General features: G+C 42.9%; 19 protein-coding genes and 1 other RNA gene. 18 read left to right on the top strand and 2 right to left on the bottom strand.

What is annotated here, in order from left to right; all coding sequences use genetic code 11:
- Window positions 1–22: 22 nt before the first annotated feature.
- A complete protein-coding gene (rpoC, locus tag ACJQWY_RS05140) occupies window positions 23–3667 on the top strand; it encodes a DNA-directed RNA polymerase subunit beta' (protein ID WP_407076665.1) in 3645 nt (1214 codons plus the stop codon).
- 57 nt (window positions 3668–3724) lie between these two features.
- On the opposite strand, the gene ACJQWY_RS05135 is transcribed toward rpoC, so the two are convergent.
- On the bottom strand, window positions 3725–4561 hold the full coding sequence (locus ACJQWY_RS05135; RefSeq protein ID WP_407076664.1) for a LysR family transcriptional regulator: 837 nt from the start codon (window positions 4559–4561) through the stop codon (window positions 3725–3727).
- 110 nt (window positions 4562–4671) lie between these two features.
- Between ACJQWY_RS05135 and ACJQWY_RS05130 the strand changes: the two genes are divergently transcribed.
- From ACJQWY_RS05130 to ACJQWY_RS05075, 12 genes are all read left to right on the top strand, one after another.
- Complete coding sequence (locus tag ACJQWY_RS05130) at window positions 4672–5682, top strand: YeiH family protein (protein WP_407076663.1); 1011 nt, start codon at window positions 4672–4674, stop codon at window positions 5680–5682.
- Window positions 5683–5937: 255 nt separating this feature from the next.
- Window positions 5938–6621 carry a deoxyribose-phosphate aldolase gene (gene deoC, locus ACJQWY_RS05125; RefSeq protein ID WP_407076662.1) on the top strand — a complete coding sequence of 228 codons (684 nt, stop codon included), beginning with the start codon at window positions 5938–5940 and terminating at the stop codon, window positions 6619–6621.
- A gap of 142 nt (window positions 6622–6763) precedes the next feature.
- Window positions 6764–7948: a phosphopentomutase gene (locus tag ACJQWY_RS05120; protein WP_407076661.1), complete on the top strand. Its 1185-nt coding sequence runs from the start codon at window positions 6764–6766 to the stop codon at window positions 7946–7948.
- A 12-nt stretch (window positions 7949–7960) separates the two neighbouring features.
- Window positions 7961–9259, top strand: coding sequence for a thymidine phosphorylase (locus ACJQWY_RS05115; RefSeq protein WP_407076660.1), 1299 nt, complete (start codon window positions 7961–7963; stop codon window positions 9257–9259).
- Window positions 9260–9325: 66 nt separating this feature from the next.
- The gene (gene deoD / locus ACJQWY_RS05110; RefSeq protein WP_407076659.1) at window positions 9326–10045 is read left to right on the top strand and encodes a purine-nucleoside phosphorylase; all 720 of its coding nucleotides are present in this window, start codon (window positions 9326–9328) and stop codon (window positions 10043–10045) included.
- Window positions 10046–10239: 194 nt separating this feature from the next.
- Window positions 10240–10581 carry a hypothetical protein gene (locus ACJQWY_RS05105; RefSeq protein WP_407076658.1) on the top strand — a complete coding sequence of 114 codons (342 nt, stop codon included), beginning with the start codon at window positions 10240–10242 and terminating at the stop codon, window positions 10579–10581.
- Between the two features lie 18 nt (window positions 10582–10599).
- Entirely contained in the window at window positions 10600–11418 is an 819-nt protein-coding gene (locus ACJQWY_RS05100; protein WP_407076657.1) for an SPFH domain-containing protein, read from the top strand.
- A 40-nt stretch (window positions 11419–11458) separates the two neighbouring features.
- Window positions 11459–12379, top strand: coding sequence for an NADP-dependent oxidoreductase (locus ACJQWY_RS05095; RefSeq protein WP_407076656.1), 921 nt, complete (start codon window positions 11459–11461; stop codon window positions 12377–12379).
- A gap of 185 nt (window positions 12380–12564) precedes the next feature.
- Complete coding sequence (locus tag ACJQWY_RS05090; RefSeq protein ID WP_407076655.1) at window positions 12565–13143, top strand: xanthine phosphoribosyltransferase; 579 nt, start codon at window positions 12565–12567, stop codon at window positions 13141–13143.
- Window positions 13144–13241: 98 nt separating this feature from the next.
- Entirely contained in the window at window positions 13242–15134 is a 1893-nt protein-coding gene (locus tag ACJQWY_RS05085) for a M13-type metalloendopeptidase (RefSeq protein ID WP_407076654.1), read from the top strand.
- Window positions 15135–15466: 332 nt separating this feature from the next.
- Complete coding sequence (gene adhE, locus ACJQWY_RS05080; protein ID WP_407076653.1) at window positions 15467–18169, top strand: bifunctional acetaldehyde-CoA/alcohol dehydrogenase; 2703 nt, start codon at window positions 15467–15469, stop codon at window positions 18167–18169.
- Window positions 18170–18539: 370 nt separating this feature from the next.
- A complete protein-coding gene (locus tag ACJQWY_RS05075) occupies window positions 18540–20147 on the top strand; it encodes an NAD(P)/FAD-dependent oxidoreductase (protein ID WP_407076652.1) in 1608 nt (535 codons plus the stop codon).
- A 74-nt stretch (window positions 20148–20221) separates the two neighbouring features.
- On the opposite strand, the gene ACJQWY_RS05070 is transcribed toward ACJQWY_RS05075, so the two are convergent.
- On the bottom strand, window positions 20222–20830 hold the full coding sequence (locus ACJQWY_RS05070) for a TrmH family RNA methyltransferase (protein WP_407076651.1): 609 nt from the start codon (window positions 20828–20830) through the stop codon (window positions 20222–20224).
- Window positions 20831–20962: 132 nt separating this feature from the next.
- On the opposite strand from ACJQWY_RS05070, the gene ACJQWY_RS05065 reads away from it, so the two are divergent.
- The 5 genes from ACJQWY_RS05065 to ffs all read left to right on the top strand — a co-directional run bounded on the left by ACJQWY_RS05065 (window position 20963) and on the right by ffs (window position 24404).
- Window positions 20963–21805, top strand: a complete 843-nt coding sequence (locus ACJQWY_RS05065) for an energy-coupling factor ABC transporter ATP-binding protein (protein ID WP_407076650.1) — start codon at window positions 20963–20965, stop codon at window positions 21803–21805.
- Window positions 21781–22644: an energy-coupling factor transporter ATPase gene (locus ACJQWY_RS05060; RefSeq protein ID WP_407076649.1), complete on the top strand. Its 864-nt coding sequence runs from the start codon at window positions 21781–21783 to the stop codon at window positions 22642–22644. The genes ACJQWY_RS05065 and ACJQWY_RS05060 overlap by 25 nt, the downstream gene beginning before the upstream one ends.
- Window positions 22637–23443 (top strand): energy-coupling factor transporter transmembrane component T family protein, encoded by an 807-nt coding sequence (locus tag ACJQWY_RS05055; RefSeq protein ID WP_407076648.1) that lies wholly within the window; start codon window positions 22637–22639, stop codon window positions 23441–23443. The genes ACJQWY_RS05060 and ACJQWY_RS05055 overlap by 8 nt, the downstream gene beginning before the upstream one ends.
- A 40-nt stretch (window positions 23444–23483) precedes the next feature.
- A complete protein-coding gene (truA, locus tag ACJQWY_RS05050; RefSeq protein WP_407076647.1) occupies window positions 23484–24230 on the top strand; it encodes a tRNA pseudouridine(38-40) synthase TruA in 747 nt (248 codons plus the stop codon).
- A gap of 80 nt (window positions 24231–24310) precedes the next feature.
- An RNA gene (gene ffs / locus ACJQWY_RS05045) (signal recognition particle sRNA small type) lies at window positions 24311–24404 on the top strand.
- Window positions 24405–24483: the final 79 nt, after the last annotated feature.

Here is a 24483-nt window from a genome sequence, read left to right as displayed (position 1 = left end):
TAGATTGAAAGGGGTCAAAACATTGATTGATGTCAATAAGTTTGAAAGCATGCAAATCGGTTTGGCTAGTCCAGACAAGATTCGTAGCTGGTCGTACGGTGAAGTCAAAAAGCCAGAGACAATCAATTATCGAACATTAAAGCCTGAAAAAGATGGGTTGTTTGATGAGCGAATCTTTGGACCAACAAAAGATTACGAATGTGCATGTGGAAAATACAAGCGAATTCGTTATAAAGGAATTGTCTGTGATCGTTGTGGGGTTGAAGTTACTTCAGCTAAAGTTCGTCGCGAGCGGATGGGTCACATTGAATTAGCAGCCCCTGTATCACACATTTGGTACTTTAAGGGAATTCCTTCACGGATGGGCTTGGTCCTTGATATGTCACCACGGCAATTGGAAGAAGTAATCTACTTTGCTTCTTATGTCGTAACAGATGGTGGAGATACACCATTGGTTGCAAAGCAATTGTTGTCAGAACGTGAATACCGTGAAAACAAAGCTACTTTTGGTAACCGTTTTAAGGCTCAAATGGGAGCTGAAGCGGTGCGGACTTTGTTGGAACAAGCTGATTTAGAAGGTGAAGTTGAACAATTAAAGGCAGAATTGCGTGAAGCCACTGGTCAAAAGCGGGTGCGCGCGGTACGGCGTTTGGATATTATTGAAGCCTTTGTTAAGTCTGGCAACAAACCTGAGTGGATGGTGATGGATGTTATTCCAGTTATCCCACCAGATTTGCGCCCAATGGTTCAATTGGAAGGTGGTCGTTTTGCCACTTCTGATTTGAATGATTTGTACCGTCGAGTTATTAACCGTAACAACCGTTTGAAGCGATTGTTAGATTTGAATGCGCCTGGTATCATCGTGCAAAACGAAAAGCGGATGTTACAAGAAGCGGTTGATGCCTTGATCGACAACGGGCGGCGTGGACGTCCAGTTACCGGACCAGGAAATCGGCCATTGAAGTCACTTTCACACATGTTGAAGGGTAAGCAAGGACGGTTCCGTCAAAACTTGCTTGGAAAGCGTGTTGATTATTCAGGACGTTCAGTTATTGACGTTGGTCCATTTTTGAAGATGAATCAAATGGGATTGCCTATGCCAATGGCCATGGAATTGTTCCGTCCATTTATTATGAAGGAATTGGTAGCACGTGGATTGGCTGGAAACATTCGGGCTGCTAAGCGCAAAATTGATCGTAAAGATGATGATGTGATGGACGTGTTGGAAGACGTAATTAAAGAGCACCCAGTGCTTTTGAACCGTGCCCCAACATTGCACCGTTTGGGAATTCAGGCTTTTGAACCAGTCTTGGTTTCAGGTAAAGCGATGCGTTTGCACCCATTGGTTACCGAAGCTTATAACGCCGACTTTGATGGGGACCAGATGGCTATTCACTTGCCACTTTCAGATGAAGCGCAAGCGGAAGCGCGGCTTTTGATGTTAGCAGCTGGCCACATTTTGGCACCAAAGGATGGAAAGCCAATTGTTGCGCCATCGCAGGATATGGTTATTGGAAATTATTACTTGACGACTGAAGAAGCTAGTCGTGAAGGTGAAGGAATGATTTTCAAAGACATCAATGAGGCACGGACAGCTTTGCAAAATAAGTATGTCCACTTGCACACAAGGATTGGGGTACAAACTTCATCATTTGATGTGAAGAAGCCATTTACGGATGATCAACGTAGCAAGATTATGATTACGACGGTTGGTAAGTTAATTTTCAATGATATTTTGCCAGTCGACTTCCCATACTTGAACGAACCAACCGAAGATAATTTACGTCAAATTGATGACAAATTCTTCTTGGAGCCAGGTCAAGATATTAATGAGTACATGCAAAATACGCCAATCTATGGCGCCTTTAAGAAGGGGTACTTATCAGATATTATTGCCGAAGTCTACAAGATTTATAAGGTTACCGAAACGTCATTACTCTTGGACCGGATGAAAGACCTTGGTTACGATGAATCAACTAAGTCTGGATTGACGGTTGGAGTGTCCGACGTTACGGATTTGAAGGAAAAACCAGCCATTATCGAAGCTGCGCATGCCAAGGTTGCGACTGTTTCAAAGCAATTCCGGCGTGGTTTGATTACTGATGATGAGCGTTATAATCGCGTAATTGATATTTGGAATAAGGCCAAGGATGATATTACTGAAAAGCTAATTGAGCATTTCGAGCCAGACAACAATATCTTCATGATGTCAGATTCTGGAGCGCGTGGAAACATTTCTAACTTTACACAATTAGCCGGAATGCGTGGTTTGATGGCTGCGCCTAATGGTAAGATTATGGAGTTGCCAATCATTGCGAACTTCCGTGAAGGATTGTCAGTTTTGGAAATGTTCTTCTCAACCCACGGGGCTCGTAAGGGAATGACCGACACGGCCTTGAAGACTGCCGATTCAGGATACTTGACCCGTCGTTTGGTTGACGTGGCCCAAGATGTTATTATCCGCGAGGAAGATTGCGGTACTGATCGTGGTTTGGATGTTTCAGCCATTATGAATGGAAATGAAGTTATCGAGCCATTGTATGACCGGGTCTTAGGACGTTATGCGCAAAAGACTGTGGTTGATCCTGAAACTGGTGAAGTTTTGGTTGAACATAACCAAATGATTGATGAAGATATCGCTAAGGCAATCGATGCTGCAGGAGTTAAGACCGTTAATATTCGTTCTGCCTTTACTTGCAACACTGAACACGGAGTTTGTGTGCGTTGCTATGGTCGTAACATGGCGACTGGTGATGTGGTTGAAATTGGAGAAGCCGTTGGTACGGTTGCTGCTCAATCAATCGGAGAACCTGGTACTCAATTGACGATGCGGACGTTCCACACTGGTGGAGTTGCCGGAGATGATATCACACAAGGATTGCCTCGTGTGCAGGAAATCTTTGAGGCTCGTAACCCTAAGGGGCAAGCGCCTATTTCTGAAGTTTCTGGAATTGTTGAATCAATTGAAGAAAATCCAGCTGATCGGACGAAGGAAGTTACGATTAAGGGTGAAACCGATACGCGGACTTATACTTTGCCAATGACAGCACGGATGAAGTATGCCGAAGGAGATCATATCCATCGTGGTAATACGATTACTGAAGGATCAGCTGATCCAAAGGAAATCATTAAGGTGCGCGATACGATGGCAACTGAAAACTATATTGTTGAACAAGTTCAACAAGTTTATCGGATGCAGGGAGTTGAAATTGGTGATAAGCACATTGAGGTTATGGCCCGGCAAATGTTGCGTAAGGTGCGCGTCATGGATCCTGGAGATACTGATTTGTTGCCTGGAACTTTGTTGGATATCGCGCAATTCCGTGAAGCTAACGTGGATACGTTGAAGACTGGTAAGTTGCCAGCAACGGCGCGTCCAGTGCTTTTGGGAATTACGAAAGCTTCCTTGGAGACGAATTCATTCTTGTCAGCTGCTTCCTTCCAAGAGACAACACGTGTCTTGACGGATGCTGCTATTCGTGGAAAGAATGATCCATTGGTTGGTTTGAAGGAGAACGTTATTATTGGTAAGTTGATTCCAGCTGGAACCGGAATGCCAGAGTATCGCTCAGTTAAGCCAAAGCTTGAAGCAGAACCAATTGTAGCAGCGGATGAAGGGACAAGTATTCCTTCAATCTCAGATATTGAGAATTCAATGCAATTGTAATTGTTAAGTGCATGAACATAAAAGGCATGCCCGCAGGGATATGCCTTTTTGTTTTGCTTATTTAGCTGTATCACTGGAAAACTGGGAGCTATGTTTTAAAAGTTCAATGATTTTTAAAATAAGGGGGTCGTGTTCATCGAGGTACGCCAAACCGTAAAAAATACGCTGATATTGATCGGATAAATGTTGATAAGGGAGAAAATCCGTTATGAAACGCTTAGAGATTAACGACGCCCCCAGTCCAGCTTTGAGGTGGGCGATAATCATATCGTTACTATTCATGGGAATAATGTGTTGAATGGGGAATGGATTTGTTTTTAAAAATTGTTGCGTATAGTGACTAACGCCAGACCCCGCTTCCCGAATGAAAAAGGTTTGTTTTTCTGGGTACCCCGCCAAAACCAATTCATCACTAAAGAGGGGGAAACTTTGCGTTAGGTCGCCACGAATTGGTTTTTCGATAATGCCAAAATGAATATCGTGATCGGCAACTAATTGGAAGACTTTTTCGGAGTTTTGCATACTAATATTTAGATTTAATTCAGGCAAAAAGGGTTGCAATTTTTTGAAAATTTCAGGCATGACACTGGTTGCGGCGCTGTGTGATACTGCGATTTTAAAGGGCGTTTTGGTTAGCGAACGTTGGCGAATTTGCATTTGGACCTGTTCCCAATTAGCTAAATATTCTAAGGCTCGTGGATACAATACAGTCGCTGCCTCAGTTGGACGGACCCGATGATTTTGATCTCGTGTAAAAAGAGGGGTTTTCAGCTCGCCCTCTAATTTTTGAATGCGAACACTGACGGTCGGTTGCGAAATAAACAAATGTTGGGCCGCCCGGGTGAAGCTTTTAGTTTCATAGACGGCAATAAAAGTTTCAAATAGTTCAAACATATTGGACCCCCATTAAAATTATTAATAACAAACATTATTATAATCTATTTTACTAATTATAAAAAACGATTTAAAGTTATATATATCAAAGAGGAAGAAGGATATGAATCTTGCGAATTAAGCGAAATATGTGGATGGGAATTGGCGTAACTTTATTTGTTTCAATCTTGGCCGAATGGATGAGTTGGTATATTCCGAGTTTAGGGGCGGAAGCCATTGCGTTATTGTTAGGAATTGTTTTAGGGAATACATTATTGACACAACCGCAATTAGCTGCAGGGGTAAAATGGTCTGAAAAATATCCAATTGAAATTGGGATTGCTCTATTGGGAATGGAAGTTACTTTAGCTACCATCGAAGCTTTAGGTTGGCAAGGAGTCCTATACATTGTTTTGATGATGACGATAACGATTCTTTTTGTCATGTGGATTGGTCGGGTCTTATTTAAAGTTGATCGGAAAGCGGGGATGTTGATGGGGGCTGGAAACGCTGTCTGCGGATCCAGTGCCATTGCGGCAGTCGCTCCAGAAATTAAAGCTTCCGATGATCAGCGGCGGACAGCAGTCGCGACCGTATCGTTATCCGGAGTCGTGCTTTTATTTGTGTTACCAGCTTTAGGTCCAGTGCTTTTCCCGCACAGCGATGTTTTGGTCGGGGCGTTAATTGGTGGGACCGTTCAGTCAGTGGGTCAAGTCATTGGAACGGCATCTCTGGTTAATGCTAATGTGGTTGGTTACGCTACTTTGTATAAGATGTTGCGTGTGATTTTACTTTCAGTGGTAGTATTACTGATGTCACGATCAGCGCAAAGACATGAACAACAAGTGCTGGGTGAAACCTCAACCGTACCACCGATTAAAGTGTATAAGCTCGTACCTTGGTTTATTTATGCGTTCTTGATTTTGTTGCTCATTAGTTCTGTAGTCACGTTACCTCAAGCGACGGTACATGGGGCCAAAGCCGTTACTGGTTTCTTTGGCGTGGTGAATTTGGCCGGGATTGGGCTGAATTTAAAGTGGAAAACGATTGCTGAATCGGGGATGAAATATATAGGTTATGGGTTGGTGACCATTATTTTCCAAGTGGGGTTGGCACTAACTTTAATTCACTTGATTTATTAATAAAAGCATAGTTGATGCGAGATGATAAGACATGGCAGCTTTCAGCCGTGTCTTTTTTATTTAGGCTGAAAAAAGAATGCTATTTATAAAATCAGGAAAATGATTGAGTGTTAATTTTAGATGTGCTACAATAATGTTTGTAAACGTTTACATTGGCAAACGTCTGCGGGTTGGTAGTGATGTGGCGAGGAGACTACCAGTGCTAGGAAGTTGGGCATTCCTAAAATAATTTTATTTTTGAAAGGTGATATTATTATGTCATTAACCAAGCACGAATTAGCAAAATATATGGATCATACCTTATTGAAGGCTGAGGCTACGCAAGCACAGATTCAAGCCATTATTGATGAAGCAAAAGAATATGATTTTGCTTCAATTTGCGTTAATCCTTATTGGGTGGCTTATGGGGCAGAACAACTCAAAGATACAGATGTCAATGTATGTACAGTGATTGGCTTCCCGCTGGGAGCTAATACAACGGCAGTGAAAGTGGCAGAGACCATTGATGCCATTGAAAACGGAGCGACCGAGGTTGATATGGTGATTAACATCGGAGAACTCAAGGGTGGTAATGATCGCATGGTTACCGACGAAATTGCACAATTGGCGAAGGCAGCGCATGATCGCCATGCCATTTTGAAGGTTATAATTGAAACGGCCTTGTTAACAAAAGAAGAGATTGTCCGGGCCTCAAAGGATACTTTGAATGGTGGTGCTGACTTTGTTAAGACTTCAACTGGCTTTTCAACTTCGGGAGCGAAGGCAGAAGATGTTAAGTTGATGCGTGAGACAGTAGGATCTGATTTCGGTGTGAAAGCCTCAGGTGGTATCCATTCCCGCGCCGAAGCCGATACGATGATTGCGGCCGGGGCAACCCGCCTAGGTGTTTCAGCTTCAGTCGCCATTATGAATGATGAAGTCTCAGATAGTAATTACTAGAAAATGTTTAAAATTGTGATGGTATATCACGATTAACAACGAAGGTGACCAAAAGGGTCCTGGATACTAATCGTGTCTAGGCTTTTTTTGCTATCGCTAAAATTCATATTTTTTAAAGTTGCGTAAAAAAGAGGTAAAGCAAATGTATAAGCGTGTTTTTGGAATTGTGTTAGATTCAATTGGAATTGGTACAGCGCCGGATGCAGCCAAGTATGACGATGAGGGGGCCGATACCTTAGGACATATTGGGGAACATTTTCAAGGAAACTGGTCGCTCCCTAACCTCCAAAAAATTGGGCTCGGTAATATTCGGGCTGATAATCCAATTTTGGGGGTTGAGCCCATTGATCAACCAGTGGGATATTATGGTAAGATGACTGAAATTTCAGCTGGAAAAGATTCTTTGGATGGACATTGGGAAATGATGGGATTACCCATGATGTATGAATTAAGTACTTATCCGAATGGCTTTCCAAAAGCATTGATTGATAAAATTTCAGCTTTTGCGGGCCGTCCTGTAATTGCTAAAGGTCCGTATTCAGGGACTGAAGTAATCAAAGATTATGGCGAGCAGGCAGTTAAAGAAGGAGCATTAATTATTTATACCTCCGCTGATCCGGTATTACAAATTGCGGCCCATGAAGAGGTCGTCCCAGTTGAAGAATTGTATAAAATTTGTGAATATGCGCGTTCATTAGTGAATGAAGCTCCTGATATTATTGGGCGCATTATTGCACGTCCTTTTGTTGGTACGCAAGCAGATAATTTCAAGCGGACCGCAAACCGGCATGACTTTGCCTTGGCCCCCACGGGTGAAACTGATTTAGTTAAGTTGCAGGCTGCTGGGCAAAAAGTAATTGGGATTGGAAAAATTAATGATATCTTCTCTGGCCAAGGAATTGATGAAGGTTATCATAATGAATCGAATATGGATGGCATGGATCATGTTGACCATGTTTTACAACAAGACTTTACTGGCTTCGCGTTTACAAATTTAGTTGATTTTGATACTTTGTACGGTCATCGACGTGATCCAGAAGGAATGGGCAAGGCCTTAATGGACTTTGATCGACGCCTAGGGGCAGTGATGAAGGCGCTACGTCCAGATGATTTGCTACTAATTACGGCTGATCACGGAAATGATCCAGGCTTTAAGGGATCCGATCATACACGTGAACAAGTGCCAGTGTTAGCCTACTCACCTTCAATGCAGCAGCATGGATCGCTAGGAATTCGTGAGAGCTACTCGGATTTTGGGGCAACCGTTTTGGATAACTTTAAGATTGATAACCAGGTTGGGGCTAGCTTCTTAGCTACTTTGAAATAAAGAGGATTCATTATGACAATGCTTGAAACTTTGATGAAAAAACGAAATAACGAAGAATTATCACAGGTCGAATTGGAAACGATGATTAAAGACATTACTGCCGATCAGATTCCCGACTATCAAATTTCTGCGTTTTTAATGGCAACCTATTTTACAGGTATGACCCTGTCAGAATTAACACATTTAACCTTAGCTATGATGCATTCGGGCGATGTAATTGATTTTAGTGATGTGGAAGGTATTAAAGTCGACAAACATTCGACCGGTGGGGTGGGTGATAAAGTTAGCTTACCTTTGGCTCCAATGTTGGCTGCTTTGGGAATTAAAGTCCCAATGATTTCTGGACGTGGGCTTGGGCATACAGGAGGCACGTTAGACAAGCTAGAAGCTATTCCTGGCTATCAAGTCGAAATTAGCGAACAAGATTTTAAGCAACAAATTAAAACAGTTGGGACCGCCATTATCGGTGCAACAGGAAATATTGCCCCAGCGGATAAGAAAATGTATGCTCTGCGCGATGTGACGGCGACAGTGGACTCGATTCCTTTGATTGCCGCTTCGATTATGTCTAAGAAATTAGCAACTGGTAATGACGCCTTGGTTTTGGATGTGAAAACTGGGGCAGGAGCCTTTATGCAAGAACAATCGCAAGCTGAAGCTTTGGCGCAAATTATGGTTAAAATCGGTCGTGAAGCAGGTATGCAAATGCAAGCGGTGATTTCAGATATGAATCAGCCATTGGGAAATAAGGTTGGTAACACTCTGGAAATCGAAGAAACCTTAGACATGTTAAAGGGTGACGCTCCAGCTGATTTGTTAGAGGTGACGTTAGCCTTAGCAGTACCAATGGTGCTGATGGCGCATCAAGCTGATGATGAAGCAACTGCGCGTGCAATGCTATTAGGAACCCTAGCGGATGGTTCAGCTTTAGCTAAGTTTGGCGAAATGATTGCGGCTCAAGGTGGAGATATCGCCGTCTTAAATGATTATAGCTTGATGCCACACGCTCAGTATCAAGTCGAAGTACCCGCTCCAGCGACAGGTTATGTAGCGCGCTTAGATGCCAATGCTATTGGAATTGCTTCCATGCGGCTTGGTGGCGGACGTACTAAGAAGGATGACCTTTTGGATTATGGGGTTGGTATTACGCTCCATAAGAAATTGGGTGATGCAGTCTCAGCAGGCGAGAGTTTGATGACGATTGCGACGGAAAAGGAACAGATTCCAGATATTATTGATTATATTTTGGAACATGTTGATATTGGACCAGAGGCGATGAAGCCAGAGTTGATTCACGCGGTGATTAAATAAGAAGTAGTTCAGTAAATTTGACGCTAGCTTATGAAATTTAAAATAAAAGAAAGTTGAGATAAGACTATGGCAACTCCACATAATGAAGCGAAGATGGGCGATTACGCCGAGACAGTACTTTTACCTGGTGATCCACTCCGGGCAAAATATATTGCTGATAATTTTCTCGAAGATGTTGTACAAGTGAACGGGGTTCGTGGGGCATTAGGCTTTACGGGTACGTATAAAGGACATCGGATTTCGGTGCAGGGTTCTGGAATGGGAATCCCTTCAATGTCAATCTATATTAATGAATTAGTGCGAGAATATGGGGTTAAAACCATCATGCGGGTTGGCTCATTTGGAGGGATGGCCCCTGATTTGCAGCTAGGTGATGTTGTTTTAGCTTCAGGGGGCTCAACTGATTCTTCAGTTGTCGCCAATACTTTTGGTCCTGGAATCTATTATTCAACGGTGCCTGATTTTAAATTGTTGGATATTGCTTATCATACCGCTAAAGAATTAGATATTCCGATTACGGTGGGTAATATTTTCGCCGCCGATCGTTTTTATAATGATGAAATTGATATGCAAAAGCTAAGTGATTACGGGATTTTAGGAACGGAAATGGAAGTTGCGGGACTCTATTTGCTGGGGGCAAAGTTAAAAATCCAAACATTGGACATTTTAACTTGTTCTGACCATATTTTCCGTGGTGACGCTCTATCTGCGGCCGAACGCCAAACGTCATTTGCTAATATGATGCATGTTGCTTTGGAAACTGCGATTAAAAATGAAGCACATTAAAATCAAATTAAGTTACTTGATTGAAGGTCAGAGCAAATATTGTTCTGACCTTTTTGTAGTAAAAGTTACAGTATATCTATACATTTATTATTTTTTAATAAGTGTTATTAAAGAAAATAAATAAATTTGAGCGTCGAAGAAAATTCCAAAACTACCCATGCTATAATATAAACCAGAGAGCATAGGAGGGATGCATGGCGAAAAAATCAATCGAATTAAATTTACCGGATAAGTTGTATCAAACGGTAAAAAAATATGCTGATTATCAGCATATTTCAGTTGCAGACTACGTTATGCAGTTGTTAAACACAGAATTTGGAGTAGCAGCCCCTGCTACTTTTGAAGAACGTCAATTTGGACAAAGAAAGCTCTTAGGGCGAATGATTGATGAACAATTAGGTTTGGTCTTATTGGATGGAATTAATTATCGATATCAATTGGAAGGGACGACAAAGGTTGACCCCCAAGCTAAGTATCGGGTGGTTAAAATTGAAGGAAATCAAGTTTACTTAGCTTTAGATGCTAATCAAAAATAGAGGAGTCGGGTAAAGAATATGCCATTTGGAATTAAAATTGTTCCCCAAAATAATGTGGGATTACGGGAAACATTAGGAAAATATAAAAGTACGGTCAATTCAGGATTGACGTTTTATATTCCCTTTTTACAACGGATTCGGCGGGTTAGTTTAGCGATGGAGCCTTTGCGGTTACCAAATTATTCAGTAATCACTAAGGATAATGCGGATGTATCAGCGAGCGTGACTTTGAACTATCATGTGACTGATGCAGTGAAATATATGTATGAAAATACGGATTCTGTGGAATCAATGGCTCAATTGGTGCGCGGACATTTGCGGGATATTATTGGGCGAATGGAATTGAATGAAGCGTTAGGATCAACCGCTAAGATTAATCAGGAGTTAAGCTTAGCGATTGGTGACCTCACCAATGTCTATGGAATTAATGTGGATCGCATTAATATTGATGAATTGACGCCGTCACGGGCCATTCAAGAGGCCATGGATAAGCAATTAACCGCCGATCGGGAACGAGTGGCTGCAATTGCTAAGGCTGAGGGGGAAGCGCGTTCGATTGATTTGACAACTAAAGCGAAAAACGACGCTTTAATGTCGACCGCCAAAGCTGAAGCCGACGCCACGAAAACGCGGGCTGATGCGGAAAAGTATCGGATTGATACGATTCAAGATGCGTTGCAACAAGCTGATCAAAAGTATTTTCAAAATCAGTCAATTGAAGCGTTTAGAAGTATCGGTGAAAATCCAGCGAATACCATTGTGGTACCTAGTGAGCAGGTCGATCGTTTGGGCCAATTACCAGTAGTTGGTAAAATGTTAAAGGCGGGGATGAAGTAAAGTTTTAATCCATCCGCTGATCTTTTGAAGGAGGGGCATTATGCAAGCAGTTCAAATTAATCAATTTGGTTCAGTCGATGTGATGGAAATGGCCGAGGTTGCTTTACCTAATTTAGGTGATCATCAGGTCTTAGTGCAAAATTATGCGGTGGCAATTGATCCTTACGATGTGAAATATGTCGCCGGAGTTTTTGGGCCAAATGATAAATGGCCGGTAATTCCTGGCTCAAGCGTGGCAGGTCGCGTTACAGCGCTCGGTGCTTTAGTCCAAGATTTTAAAGTGGGGGATCGCGTCGTCGCCACCCGTCATTTGAAAACTTATGCCGAATTTGTCCCAGTTGCTGAGAAAGCCCTGGCTAAAATTCCAGCGCAGCTAAATTATGAGGAGGCGGTGGCCGTGGCACTCGGTGGCGCAACGGGCTATCAGATGATTGCGGAGCGCTTAAAGGTGCAAGCTGGTGAGCAAGTCTTAATTCAAGGAGGGGCGGGCCAAGTTGGGGCTATGGCCGTTCAGGCAGCCGTGGCACTTGGGGCCGAGGTGACTGCAACAGCTAGTCCCAAGAATTTTGCGCAGGTACAGGCTCTTGGTGCCACGCGCGTCGTGGATTATCATGCGGTTGACTATCAGCAATTACCGGCTTTTGATGCGATTTTAGACCCTATTGGTGGTGCAAGCGTCATCCAAGAAATAATCAGCTTAAAACCAACGGGCCATTTATTGGCGCTGGGTCCGGTGCCAGCAGCATTAGCGGATGATACGCGGGTTGAATCAACTTATTCGCAGATTTTACGGCCGACATTAGCAACCGTTTTAGATTATTTGGCACAAAAAAAGTGGCAGGTCCAAATTGGGCAAGTGGTACCTTTTACGTTAGCCAATTTGCAAGAGCAACATCGGTTAGCGCGGACCAATCAATTAGTCGGAAAATCCATTTTAACTTTTCAACCGGAAAAGAGTTGATAACTTCAACGTTTTCCAGTAAGATTAAAGGCAATTACTTAAATCAATTAAACTTTAGTATAATCATCGGAGAATGGCTGATGAGACCTACCCACACCTAAGCTGTGGACTACTAAGGAATGTATTTAACGTCCATTCGTTTTTTGATGGGCGTTTTTTGTTACTAATCAAAAGGAGCGAAACAGATGCAATTATTAGAACAACGGATTCAAAAGGATGGGAAAGTATTAGGAGAAGATGTTTTAAAGGTGGATACTTTTTTGAATCATCAAGTGGATCCGCAGTTGATGCAAGCGCTTGGTCAAGAATTTGCACATCGGTTTGCTGATGAAAAAGTGGATCGAGTATTAACCGTAGAATCATCTGGAATTGCCCCTGCTGTGTTTACCGCATTAGCCTTGAATGTGCCGTTGGTCTTTGCACGTAAGAAAAAGTCTTTGACGCTCACTAATGATAATTATCAAGCTGATGTTTATTCATTTACGAAGCAAGAAACTAACCATATTATTGTCGACAAACGTTTTATCTTACCGGGGGAGCGGGTTTTGTTGATTGATGATTTTTTAGCTAATGGTCAAGCCGTACAAGGAATGCTTGATATTGCTCAGACAGCGGGAGCGACAGTTGTCGGTGCAGGGATTGTGATTGAAAAGACGTTCCAACGGGGGCGGACTTTGTTGGATGACCAACAAGTGCGTATTGAAGCTTTAGCGCGAATTAAGGCGTTTGAAAATGGGCACGTAGTTTTTGAAACGGAAGCCTAAGGTGACATCTGTCACGGGCGCAAGTGGTTTACCGTTTACCCGTGGTCTTAAACCGCCTATAATAGAAGACGGATTATAGAGAATGGGAGTAATTTGGCATGGTACGAAAACAGGATGATTTTTATGAAGCCATCAATGGTAAATGGGCTGTACAAGCGGAAATCCCAGCGGATAAAGTCCGGACCGGTGGCTTTAACGATTTGAGTGACGAGATTGAAGAATTAATGCTTCAGACGACCGACCAGTGGTTGGCCGGTGAAAATGTACCCGATGATGCAATTTTAAATAATTTTATTAAATTACACCATTTAACGAGTGACCAAACGGCTCGGCAACAGGTCGGTGTTCAACCGGTGCAAAATATTTTGCAAAAAATTGAATCTTTAACAAGTTTTTCGGATTACGTTAATCATTTAGTTGATTTTGAAAAGCAAGGTTACCCGAATGCATTACCTTTAGGGGTTGCACCTGATTTTAAGAATGCTCAATTAAATGTTTTGTGGGCGGATGCATTAGGAACTATTTTGCCAGATACGACATATTATGCTGCTGATCACCCCAAAAAGCAGGAACTCTTGGACGTCTATCGGAAGACTACGAGAGAAATTTTGGCACAATTTGGTTACCAGACGGGTGAGATTGATTATTTATTGAATCAAACCTTAGCGTATGACGCTAAAATCGCACGGTATGTTTTGTCGAATGAAGAAGGCTCAGAATATGCTAAATTGTATCACCCATATGCTTGGCAGGATTTTACAAGCCTGGTTCCCCAATTACATTTGAATCAATTTATGAATGGTGTCATTGGAACTCAACCGGATCAAATCATTGTCCCCGAAGAACGTTTCTGGCAACATGCGCAGGAGTTTTATAGTGAGGAAGCTTGGCCTGAATTGAAGGCTTACTTAATAGTCGAGACCGCTTTGAGTTATACGGGCTGGTTGACGGATGACTTGCGCGTACTTGGTGGCGCATATGGACGCTATGTCAGCGGTACACCTGAGGCGGTCACTGCTAAAAAAGCCGCTTATTATTTGGCGGCGGGACCATTTAACCAAGCTTTGGGTCTGTGGTACGCGCATCAAAATTTCCCGGCGGTGGCTAAGGCTGACGTGGAGCATAAGGTGCAAGTGATGATTGATGTGTATCAACATCGTTTGGAGGAGAATACGTGGTTACAGCCGACAACTAAAACGGCAGCCATTGAGAAATTAAGTGCCATTGATACCAAAATTGGGTACCCTGAGACTTTGCCGAAACGTTATCAGGCGAAAGTTATTCATCCACAAAAAGGCTTATTTAAAAATTTGATGATGTTAACACGGCAAAATATTGCAGAAGCATGGTTAAAGTGGAATCAACCGGTTGATCGGACAGAATGGCATATGCCAGCGCATATGGTTAATGCTTATTATGACCCACAACAAAATCAAATTGTTTTCCCCGCTGCTATTTTGCAGGCGCCGTTTTATTCTTTGGAACAGTCATCATCAGCTAATTATGGTGGTATTGGGGCGGTGATTGCGCATGAAATTTCGCATGCTTTTGACACCAATGGAGCCTCGTTTGATGCTTCGGGAAGTCTGCATGATTGGTGGCGCCCAGAAGATTATGCGGCCTTTGAAAAGCGAACGCAGGCAGTTGTTAATCAATTTGACGGCTTAGATTCATATGGTGTGCCAGTCAATGGTAAATTGACGGTTTCGGAAAATGTGGCTGACTTAGGTGGGCTTGCAGCTGCTTTAGCTGCGGCGCAACAAGATGCCGACTTTTCAGCTGAGAGCTTCTTTATTAACTGGGCCACCATTTGGCGCATGAAAGCCCGGAAGGAGTATATGCAAATGATGACGAGTATCGATGTCCATGGACCAGCTAAGTTGCGGGTTAATGTACAAGTTGCTAATTTTGATTTGTTTTTTGAAACCTTTGGGGTAGAGCCGGGTGATCAAATGTGGCGGGATCCAAAGGACCGGATTATGATTTGGTAAATGGCGCAATCGAATTTAAGAATTGAGATAAAATAAGCACGTTTGTCAGTTAAGCTGGCAGGCGTGCTTTTTTAATTAAAAAAATAAAAATTAATTTCGGGTTAAAATTGAATCTTACTTCACAATATGTCCAAAAAATGAACTTTTAATTTTAACCAATGAAAGCGTTAACATTTATAACAATTTCACATGCACGGGCTAAAAGCACGGTAAGAACCGCTTGTAACCGGTCAAAAGAATGGCTTAATAGTGTTGACAGATACAATTGAGGTGCTATACTTATCAATGTTAATAAATGCACAAAGAGAATATAAATAAACGGAGATATACACATGGCTGAAACAAAAGCACCTAAAAAAGCAAAGAAAGTTTTAACGCCGGAAGAAAAAGCTGCGCGAGTTAAAGCAGCTGAAAAGATGACGGAATCATTGATTGAAAAGGCCCAAAAAGCTGAAGTAGAATTTGCTACTTATTCGCAAGAACAAGTTGATAAGATTGTTGCGGCAATGGCTCTGGCTGGTTCTGAAAACTCATTGTTGTTGGCCCACGAAGCGGTTGAAGAAACGGGCCGTGGAGTTGTGGAAGATAAGGATACGAAGAATCGTTTCGCATCTGAATCAGTTTATAACGCAATTAAGAATGATAAGACGGTTGGCGTAATCAATGAGGATCGCGTGACTGGTAAAGTTGAATTAGCAGCCCCACTTGGGGTCTTAGCTGGAATCGTTCCGACAACGAACCCAACTGCGACAGCCATCTTTAAGTCAATGTTGGCTGCTAAGACCCGTAACACGATTGTTTTCGCTTTCCACCCACAGGCACAAAAGTCATCAGCACATGCAGCTAAAATCGTTTACGATGCAGCCATAGCAGCTGGGGCACCTGAAAACTTCATTCAATGGATTGACAAGCCTTCTTTGGAAGGGACGACCGCTTTGATCAAGAACCCAGGAATTGCCTCAATTTTGGCAACTGGTGGACCTTCAATGGTGCACGCTGCCTTGACTTCAGGAAATCCATCAATGGGTGTTGGAGCTGGTAACGGAGCGGTTTACATTGACGCAACGGCTGATGTAGAACGGGCCGTTGAAGATTTGTTGCTTTCAAAGCGTTTCGATAATGGAATGATTTGTGCTACTGAGAATTCAGCGGTTGTTGCAGCTGACATTTATGACAAGTTCATGAAGCAAATGCAAGAGCAAGGGGCTTACTTAGTACCTGTTAAGGATCACGAAAAGTTGGCTGAAGGGGTCTTTGTTAAGAACGCCGATGGTTATGGAGTTCAAGGACCGGTTGCTGGAATGTCTGGTCAAAACATTGCTAAGCGCGCTGGAATTTCAATGCCTGCTGACGCTGACGTTTTGTTAGTTGAATTGGACAAGAAGAATATTGGGGAAGCTTTGTCCTCTGAAAAGTTGAGCCCAGTTTTGTCAATTTATAAGGCTGGATCACGTCAAGAAGCAATTTCAATTGTTCGTTCATTGTTGGCTTATCAAGGAGCCGGGCATAACGCTGCAATCCAAATCGGGGCGCAAGACGACCCATTTGTTAAGGAATATGCTGATGCTGTTGAAGCTTCACGAATTTTGGTTAACCAACCAGATTCAATTGGTGGAGTTGGAGACATTTATACTGATGCATTGCGTCCATCATTGACGCTTGGAACTGGATCATGGGGGAAGAATTCATTGTCACACAATCTTTCAACTTACGATTTGCTAAATGTTAAGACTGTTGCTCGGCGGCGTAACCGGCCACAATGGGTCCGTTTACCAAAGGATATTTACTACGAATCAAATTCAATCACATATTTGCAAGATTTGACCGGAGTGAGCCGGGCCTTTATCGTTGCTGACCCAGGAATGGTTCAATTTGGCTTTGTTGACAAGGTCTTGGATCAATTTAACTTGAGTACAACCCCTGTTAAGACTTCATTGTACGGAACAGTGCGCCCCGATCCAACCATTTCACAAGCTGTTGAAATTGCCCGTCAAATGTCAGACTTTAAGCCTGATACAGTGATTGCTCTTGGGGGAGGATCAGCCCTTGATGCCGGAAAGATTTCACGGTTCTTGTACGAATACTCAACAACCCACCCAGGAATCTTGGAAGATGATGCGGCTTTGAAGAACTTGTTTGGAGAATTGCAACAAAAGTTTATGGATATCCGTAAGCGAATTGTTAAGTTCGATGAGCCACGTTCAACGCAATTAGTTGCGATTCCAACTACTTCAGGAACTGGATCAGAAGTCACACCATTTGCGGTGGTTACTGATGACGAAACCCACGTTAAGTATCCATTGGCCGACTATGAGTTGACCCCACAAGTTGCGATTGTTGACCCAGAATTTGTTATGACGGTACCAAAGCGGACGGTTGCTTATTCCGGACTAGACGCTTTGTCACACGCCTTGGAGTCATACGTTTCAGTTATGTCTTCAGAATTCACCCGTCCATGGGCTTTGCAAGCAATTAAGTTGATCTTTGAGAACTTGGTTACTTCATATAACTATGACCCAAGCCATCCAACTTTGGAAGGTCGTCAAGCTCGGACCAAGATGCACTATGCTTCAACTTTGGCTGGACAATCATTTGCCAATGCCTTCTTGGGAATTAACCACTCGTTGGCCCACAAGACTGGTGGAGAATTTGGTTTGCCACACGGATTGGCAATTTCAATTGCTATGCCACACGTAATTAAGTTTAATGCGGTAACGGGTAACGTTAAGCGGACACCATTCCCACGTTACGAGACTTATACTGCACAAAAGGATTATGCTGATATCGCACGTCACCTTGGTTTGCAAGGAAAGAATGACGCTGAATTAGTCGATGCTTTGTTGAAAGAAATCAAGAAGTTAACGGATGCTTTGGATGTTGACATCACTTTGTCAGGAAATGGTGTTTCTAAGAAGGACTTCGATGCATCAATCGATAAGTTGATGGACTTGGTTTACAACGACCAGTGTACTGCTGGAAACCCTCGCCAACCTCGTTTGGAAGAAATCCGTCAATTGTTGATTGACCAATTCTAAGCTCGGTTTTGCGGTTTAAAATGAATTAAATAATTGAGAACGATTGGTATTAGATCAATCGTTCTCTTTATTTTGTATTCAGCATCTGGAGTGAGGGTTTAGCAGCGGATGAAAGTTTACATCATGCCATAATAAATTTATTAATATATATAACGTTGAACCGGAGACCAATGTCCTTTTGATTAGTTCAGTATCAAAGGCTTCAATTCCATTTACCAGATTGCATAAAAAAATATTAAAGAAATTAGGTTAGTTTGGCTTTGAGTGAATCTGTTAAAATTTATTAAGAAGATTTCGTGCGATATCGCACTTTTATAGGGAATAAGGTACAATAAGGTGAAAGGAAGTCATAAATAAAACGAGGTGCGCCATGGTAAAGAATATTGTCATTGTGGGAGCCGGATATGCCGGAGTTACGGCTACACATCAATTGGCTCAACAGTTGGAAAATCAGTCAGAATATCAGATTGTCCTTTTAGATGATCACCCCTTTTTTACCTATCGCACAAGTTTACATGAAGTAGCAGCGAAACGAATTGAACCGAGTGATGTTCAATTTGATTTACGCCAATTATTTATGCATCAAAAAAACGTTAAAATTGTGACGACACACGTGGAACAAGTGGACGTTGAAAAGAAGATGCTAACGACATCGGTCGGTCCGATTGAGTATAATCAATTAATTTGGGCTATTGGGGTTGAAGCCCAAACCAAAATTCCAGGAGTAGCCGAATATGGCTTCCCATTGTGGAGTTTAGATCAAGCGACACGGTTGCGGGTCCGGATTGAAGAGATGGTGCGTCAGGGGGCCATTGAATTAGAATCGGAAGAACGTCAAGCTAAATTACGATTAGTGGTCGTTGGTGGTGATTATACGGGAATACAGATGCTTGGGGAATTGCTGGATGAGCGCCGCGTTTTGGCGAAGGCTAATCAGTTACGGCAACGTGAAATTGAATTGGTTTTAGTGGCAAATCAGCCCCAGATATTAACGAGTCTAGCGGATAAACGCGTGAGCCAGAAAGTAGCGAATTATTTAAAGCATCAAGGTGTGAAACTATATTTGAATCAGGCGGTTGAAATGGTTACGGCAGAGGGCGTGGTGTTAAATGATGGCACGCAATTAATGAGTCGAACGGTGATTTGGGCAGGTGGAACGCAAGGACGCCAACAAGTTACTAATTCACCCTTTCCGACGAACGCACAACAGCATATCGAAGTGAATGCATTGATGCAAGTGCAGGGCTTAAAAGATGTTTATGCTGTGGGTGATGCAGTTCAAAAGGCTGGTGATCGTTTGTCAAATGTGAATGCGGCTGTTCGCGAAGCTAAGGTTGCGGCACATAACATTCAGGTAAAGGTGCGCAATAAAGGCGAACTTCAGAAAATTAAGCCGGCTACGCAACGTATCTTTATTTCGGTGGGCTCGCGGTATGGCGTTGCAGTTTGGAAATCACATTTAGCTACGACAGGGTTCTTGGCGCGCCACGTCAAGCACTGGAGCAATTTAAATTTCTTACGTTCAATTGGCTCATTTTATCAGATGGGTAAATATATTCAGCGTGAAATTTTTGAAAGTGCCGCTAAGTTACCAGAACAACAAGGAAATGTCGCGAATGTTGGTAATGTTTTATGGTCTGTGCCACTCCGTTTGGCGACGGGGATTTTCTTAATGATTACCGGGGTCGCAGTTGGTGGGGGCATCGGTGGCTTCTTTGCCCTGGTCGGCATCGCATTGTTTATTGGTTTTATGACAACTTTAGCTGGCTTTTTAACCTTAATCCTTTCGTTAATTATGCTGGGTACGTCGTTTTCGATTTCTGCATTGCTTTTGCCTTTTGTGGGAATTGCATTGATGAATGGAGCGGGACGCTCGTTTGGCGTTGATCATTGGTTAATTCCTTGGTTGAAGAAGAACCTTGGGACGTTAATTACTGGTGACAGCAAGGCAAGTTATAATGATTTAGCTGAAAAGTAAATTGAGTGAAATAAAAAGAGGTTGGAACCAGGTTTCAGCCTCTCATTTTATAGTTTGTATGATCTTGGTGGTGGTTAATTAGCTGGCTTTTTTGGATGTTGTGCAGCATAAAAGGCCATCACAATCCCGTGGGCAACCGAGACGTTTAATGAACGGACACTGCCGGCTTGTGGAATGTATAACATTTGATCAGTGGCGGCAATTAGATCATCAGCTAAACCGATTTGTTCTTCTCCGAAGACAAAGGCGGCTTTCGTCGCTAATTGAGTGGTAAATAAATTTTGTGGTTGGTAGCTTTCGATATTATCAATGGCATAAATGGTATAACCTTCCGCATGCAGTTGATCAAAAACTTGTTGGTAATCAGTCACACGATGGTGTTCAACGTGTTCATAGTTATAAGTGCCGACTGAACCGCGTCGATCCCATTTCTTAGCTCCTTCTGGTCGATCCGGAAATGATTGGTTGATGGGATTTAAGAAAATTAATTTGCGGGTTGCAAAGGCGTTGCTATTGCGAACTGCGGTGGCTTTATTAAAATCATGCGTTAAATTTTGCATAACCGACACGGCAGGGCTGCGTTTTTGGTCTAAATCAGCCCGAATCGCTTCGTCAGACATGTTTTTATAATAATCAGTAACATTTCGATAATCATTTGAGTGTGATAAATCAATCTCAGCCATGCTAAGACCCTCTTTTCGTTAATAAATTGGCCAAGCATTTTTAGCTAAAATGGTTAGCGTTATTTTTATTGTAACAAGATATGCGTGTAATTTGGTAAAATATATTTGTAATGTTGATAAAGGATAAATACCATGGAAAAAATAATTGAAATAAAAGATTTAACGTATACGTATCCGAATCAAACTAAAGCGGCCCTACAAAATTTATCTTTAACGGTGAAACGAGGTGCTTGGGTGGCTTTAATTGGACATAATGGTTCGGGAAAATCGACCCTGGCTAAATTATTAAACCATTTACTCACCCCGAGTGCAGGACAAATTTTAATTGATCAAATTCCGGTGGATGATGACCATGTCAATGCTATTCGGAATCGAGTGGGGATGGTGTTCCAAAATCCTGATAATCAGTTTGTTGGGGCAACAGTGGCTGATGATGTAGCGTTTGGCTTAGAAAATCGGCAAATGCCCTATGTGCAGATGCAAGAGCGTGTTAAAACTGTTTTAGAAGAAGTGCATATGTGGGAATTTGCCAAGCGTGAACCGGGGCATCTTTCTGGGGGACAAAAGCAGCGGGTGGCCATTGCGAGCGCTCTAGCCATCAAGCCCCAAATTTTGATTTTAGATGAAGCAACAGCCATGTTGGATCCAAAAGGCCGGTTTGAAATAATGGAAGAGGTTCGACAGTTAAAAGCTGACCTGGATTCAGATTTAACGGTTATTTCGATTACACATGATATTGATGAAGCTGCCAGCGCTGATCAAGTGATTGTGTTAAATGATGGTCAATTAGTTGAAACGGGGGCGCCGGCTGAAATTTTTACGGATGCGCAAAAATTACAAGCGCTCGGCTTAGGTGTGCCTTTTGCGGAACAGTTAAAAGCGAAGTTAGCCGCACAAGGGGTGGCAGTACCAGCTCAATATGAAACAATGGAAGGAATGGCGGAGTGGATATGGCAATTAATTTCCAAAAAGTAGGCTTTACATATCAAGCTGGGACGCCGTTTGCGAGCGCGGGTCTGCATGATGTTAATTTTCAAATTCCACTACAGCAATTTACGGCGCTAATTGGACATACTGGTTCGGGAAAATCGACGACATTACAGTTGCTAGATGGATTGACTCTGCCAACGGTGGGAGAAGTGGAAGTTTTAAACCAAACGTTACGATCTGACACCCTGATTAAGACGACGAATCAATTGCGGGAGCATGTGGGGTTGGTATTTCAATTTCCTGAGGCGCAGTTGTTTGAGGACACAGTGTTAAGAGATGTGATGTTTGGTCCCTTAAATTTTGGTGCTAGTACAACCGAAGCGGAACAAAGAGCGCGGACGGCCTTAAGGTTGGTCGGTTTGGATGCCGAATTTGAAAGCCATTCACCGTTTGATTTATCCGGTGGGCAAATGCGGCGCGTAGCTATCGCGGGCGTGTTAGCTTTAGAACCGGAACTTTTGATTTTAGATGAACCTACAGCCGGTTTAGACCCTAAAGGGCAGGCGGATTTGATGGCCTTGTTTGCTCGGTTGCAACAGGAACGGCATTTGACGGTTGTCGTTGTGACACACCAGATGGAATTTGTCGCGCAGTATGCGCAGCATGTGGTAGTTTTTGAGCAGGGGACCGTGGTCAAAGAAGGAGCACCAGCCGACATCTTTGCGGATAGTGCGTGGTTGCGGGAACGGCAATTAGATGTACCCATGGTTCGCCAATTTACTGATTTGTTAACGCAAAAAGGGGTGACGTTAGCACCAACGCTTGATTTAGATCAATTGACGGCTCAAATTGTGGCCAAAATTCAAGGAGGCCGCGATGTTTAATAAAATTTTGATCGGGCGGTTTATTCCTGGTACTTCGTGGATTCATCGCTTAGATGCCCGGGTGAAACTGATTGTTAGTATTGCTTTTATTTTTGTGATTTTTTTGGCGACAAGCTGGCCATCATATCTGTGGGCCAGTTTCTTTACGTTATTAGTTGTTGCGATGACAGGTCTGGGACTGCGGGTCTATTTGCGTGGAATTCGGCCGTTGATTTATTTGATGTTGTTTACCACCGCTCTACAGATTTTATTTGTGACGACAGGCCCCATTTGGTGGCAGTGGGGTTGGCTGAAAATTACTGAAGATGGGGTTGTGAATGGAATTGCGATTTTTATTCGCTTTTTGTTGATTATTCTCATCTCGACCGTTCTAACGCTCACAACCGCGCCGTTAGATTTAGCAGACGCGATGGAACAAATATTGCAACCATTGAAAAAAGTTGGGGTCCCAGTGGCCGAATTGGCATTAATGCTATCGATTGCATTGCGTTTTATCCCGACTTTGCTTGATGAGGCGGAAAAAATTGTGAATGCACAACGGGCGCGCGGGGTGCGCTTTAATGAAGGCAATCTTTTGCAACGCATCAAAGCCTTCGTGCCTGTTTTGATTCCCCTCTTTGTTAATGCGATTAAACGCGCAATTGAATTAGGAGACGCGATGGAAGCACGTGGTTATCGAGGTGATGTTGAACGAACCAAATATCGACAACATCATTGGCAAAAGGATGATACCGTGGCCCTGCTGAGTTTTATTGTTTTTAGTTGCTGTTTAGCTTGGCTACGGTACCGTTTTGGATAAGTTGTAGTTTGAATTTAAGATGAAAATAGAGGAAATAAGGATGCCAAGATATCGGGCACTGATAGCGTATGATGGAACAGAATTTCTGGGCTGGCAAGTGCAGCCAGGCAAACGAACGGTGCAGGGGGAACTGGAAAAAGCGGTGAATCGGATGGCTAAGTATCCTGATCCAGCGTTAAAAGTACATGGTTCCGGGCGCACGGATGCCGGCGTCCACGCGCTAGGTCAAGTTGCACATTTTGATTTGCCATTTGAGATTCCTGAAGAAGGCGTGCGTAAAGGCTTATCGACAATATTGCCGTACGATATTGAAATTAAACAAATTCAGCGGGTTGATAGTGATTTTCATGCGCAATACAGTGCGCATACCAAAACCTATCGTTATCGGCTGACCAATCGGGAATTTCGGGATCCATTTCGCCGCAATTACACTGGTTATTGGCCGCGCCACTTAAATGTTGCTGCAATGCAAATGGCAATTGGCGATTATGTGGGCGAACATGATTGGCAAAGTTTTGCGGCGGCGGGGTATCAGGCCAAAACGACGGTGCGGACGGTGACTCGGGCGACCTTGGAGCAAGTGGCTGATGATGAATTGATTTTTGAATTCACGGGAACGGGATTTTTATATAATCAGATTCGCATCATGGTTGGTGTCTTACTTGAAATTGGCATGGGCAGTCGGTCGGTACATGATATTCCAAGGTTATTAGCGGCAAAAGATCGGCAACAAGCCCGATTGACGGCGCCGGCAAGCGGACTATATTTAAAATCAGTGGATTACTAGAAATATCTGGAAATGATGCCTTTTAAAAAGCCGGTAATAGCTTGCAGTCAGATTTAAAAGATGTTAATATTATAGATGTCGAAAGACAAAGGCAAGTGTGCACTTCGAACCGTGTCAGGGTCGGAAGGCAGCAGCACTAAGGAGACCGTATACTGTGCCTTAATGTAGAATTTAACAAGAGGCTGTGGTTGAATGACCATAGCCTCTTTTTTTGGTTTTTTAGAACTGAAGAATGCTGCAATGAAGGGCAATT

This window comes from Weissella kandleri, assembly GCF_045504165.1.
GTDB lineage: Bacteria > Bacillota > Bacilli > Lactobacillales > Lactobacillaceae > Weissella > Weissella kandleri_A.
This window is presented reverse-complemented; position numbering and strand designations above follow the sequence as displayed.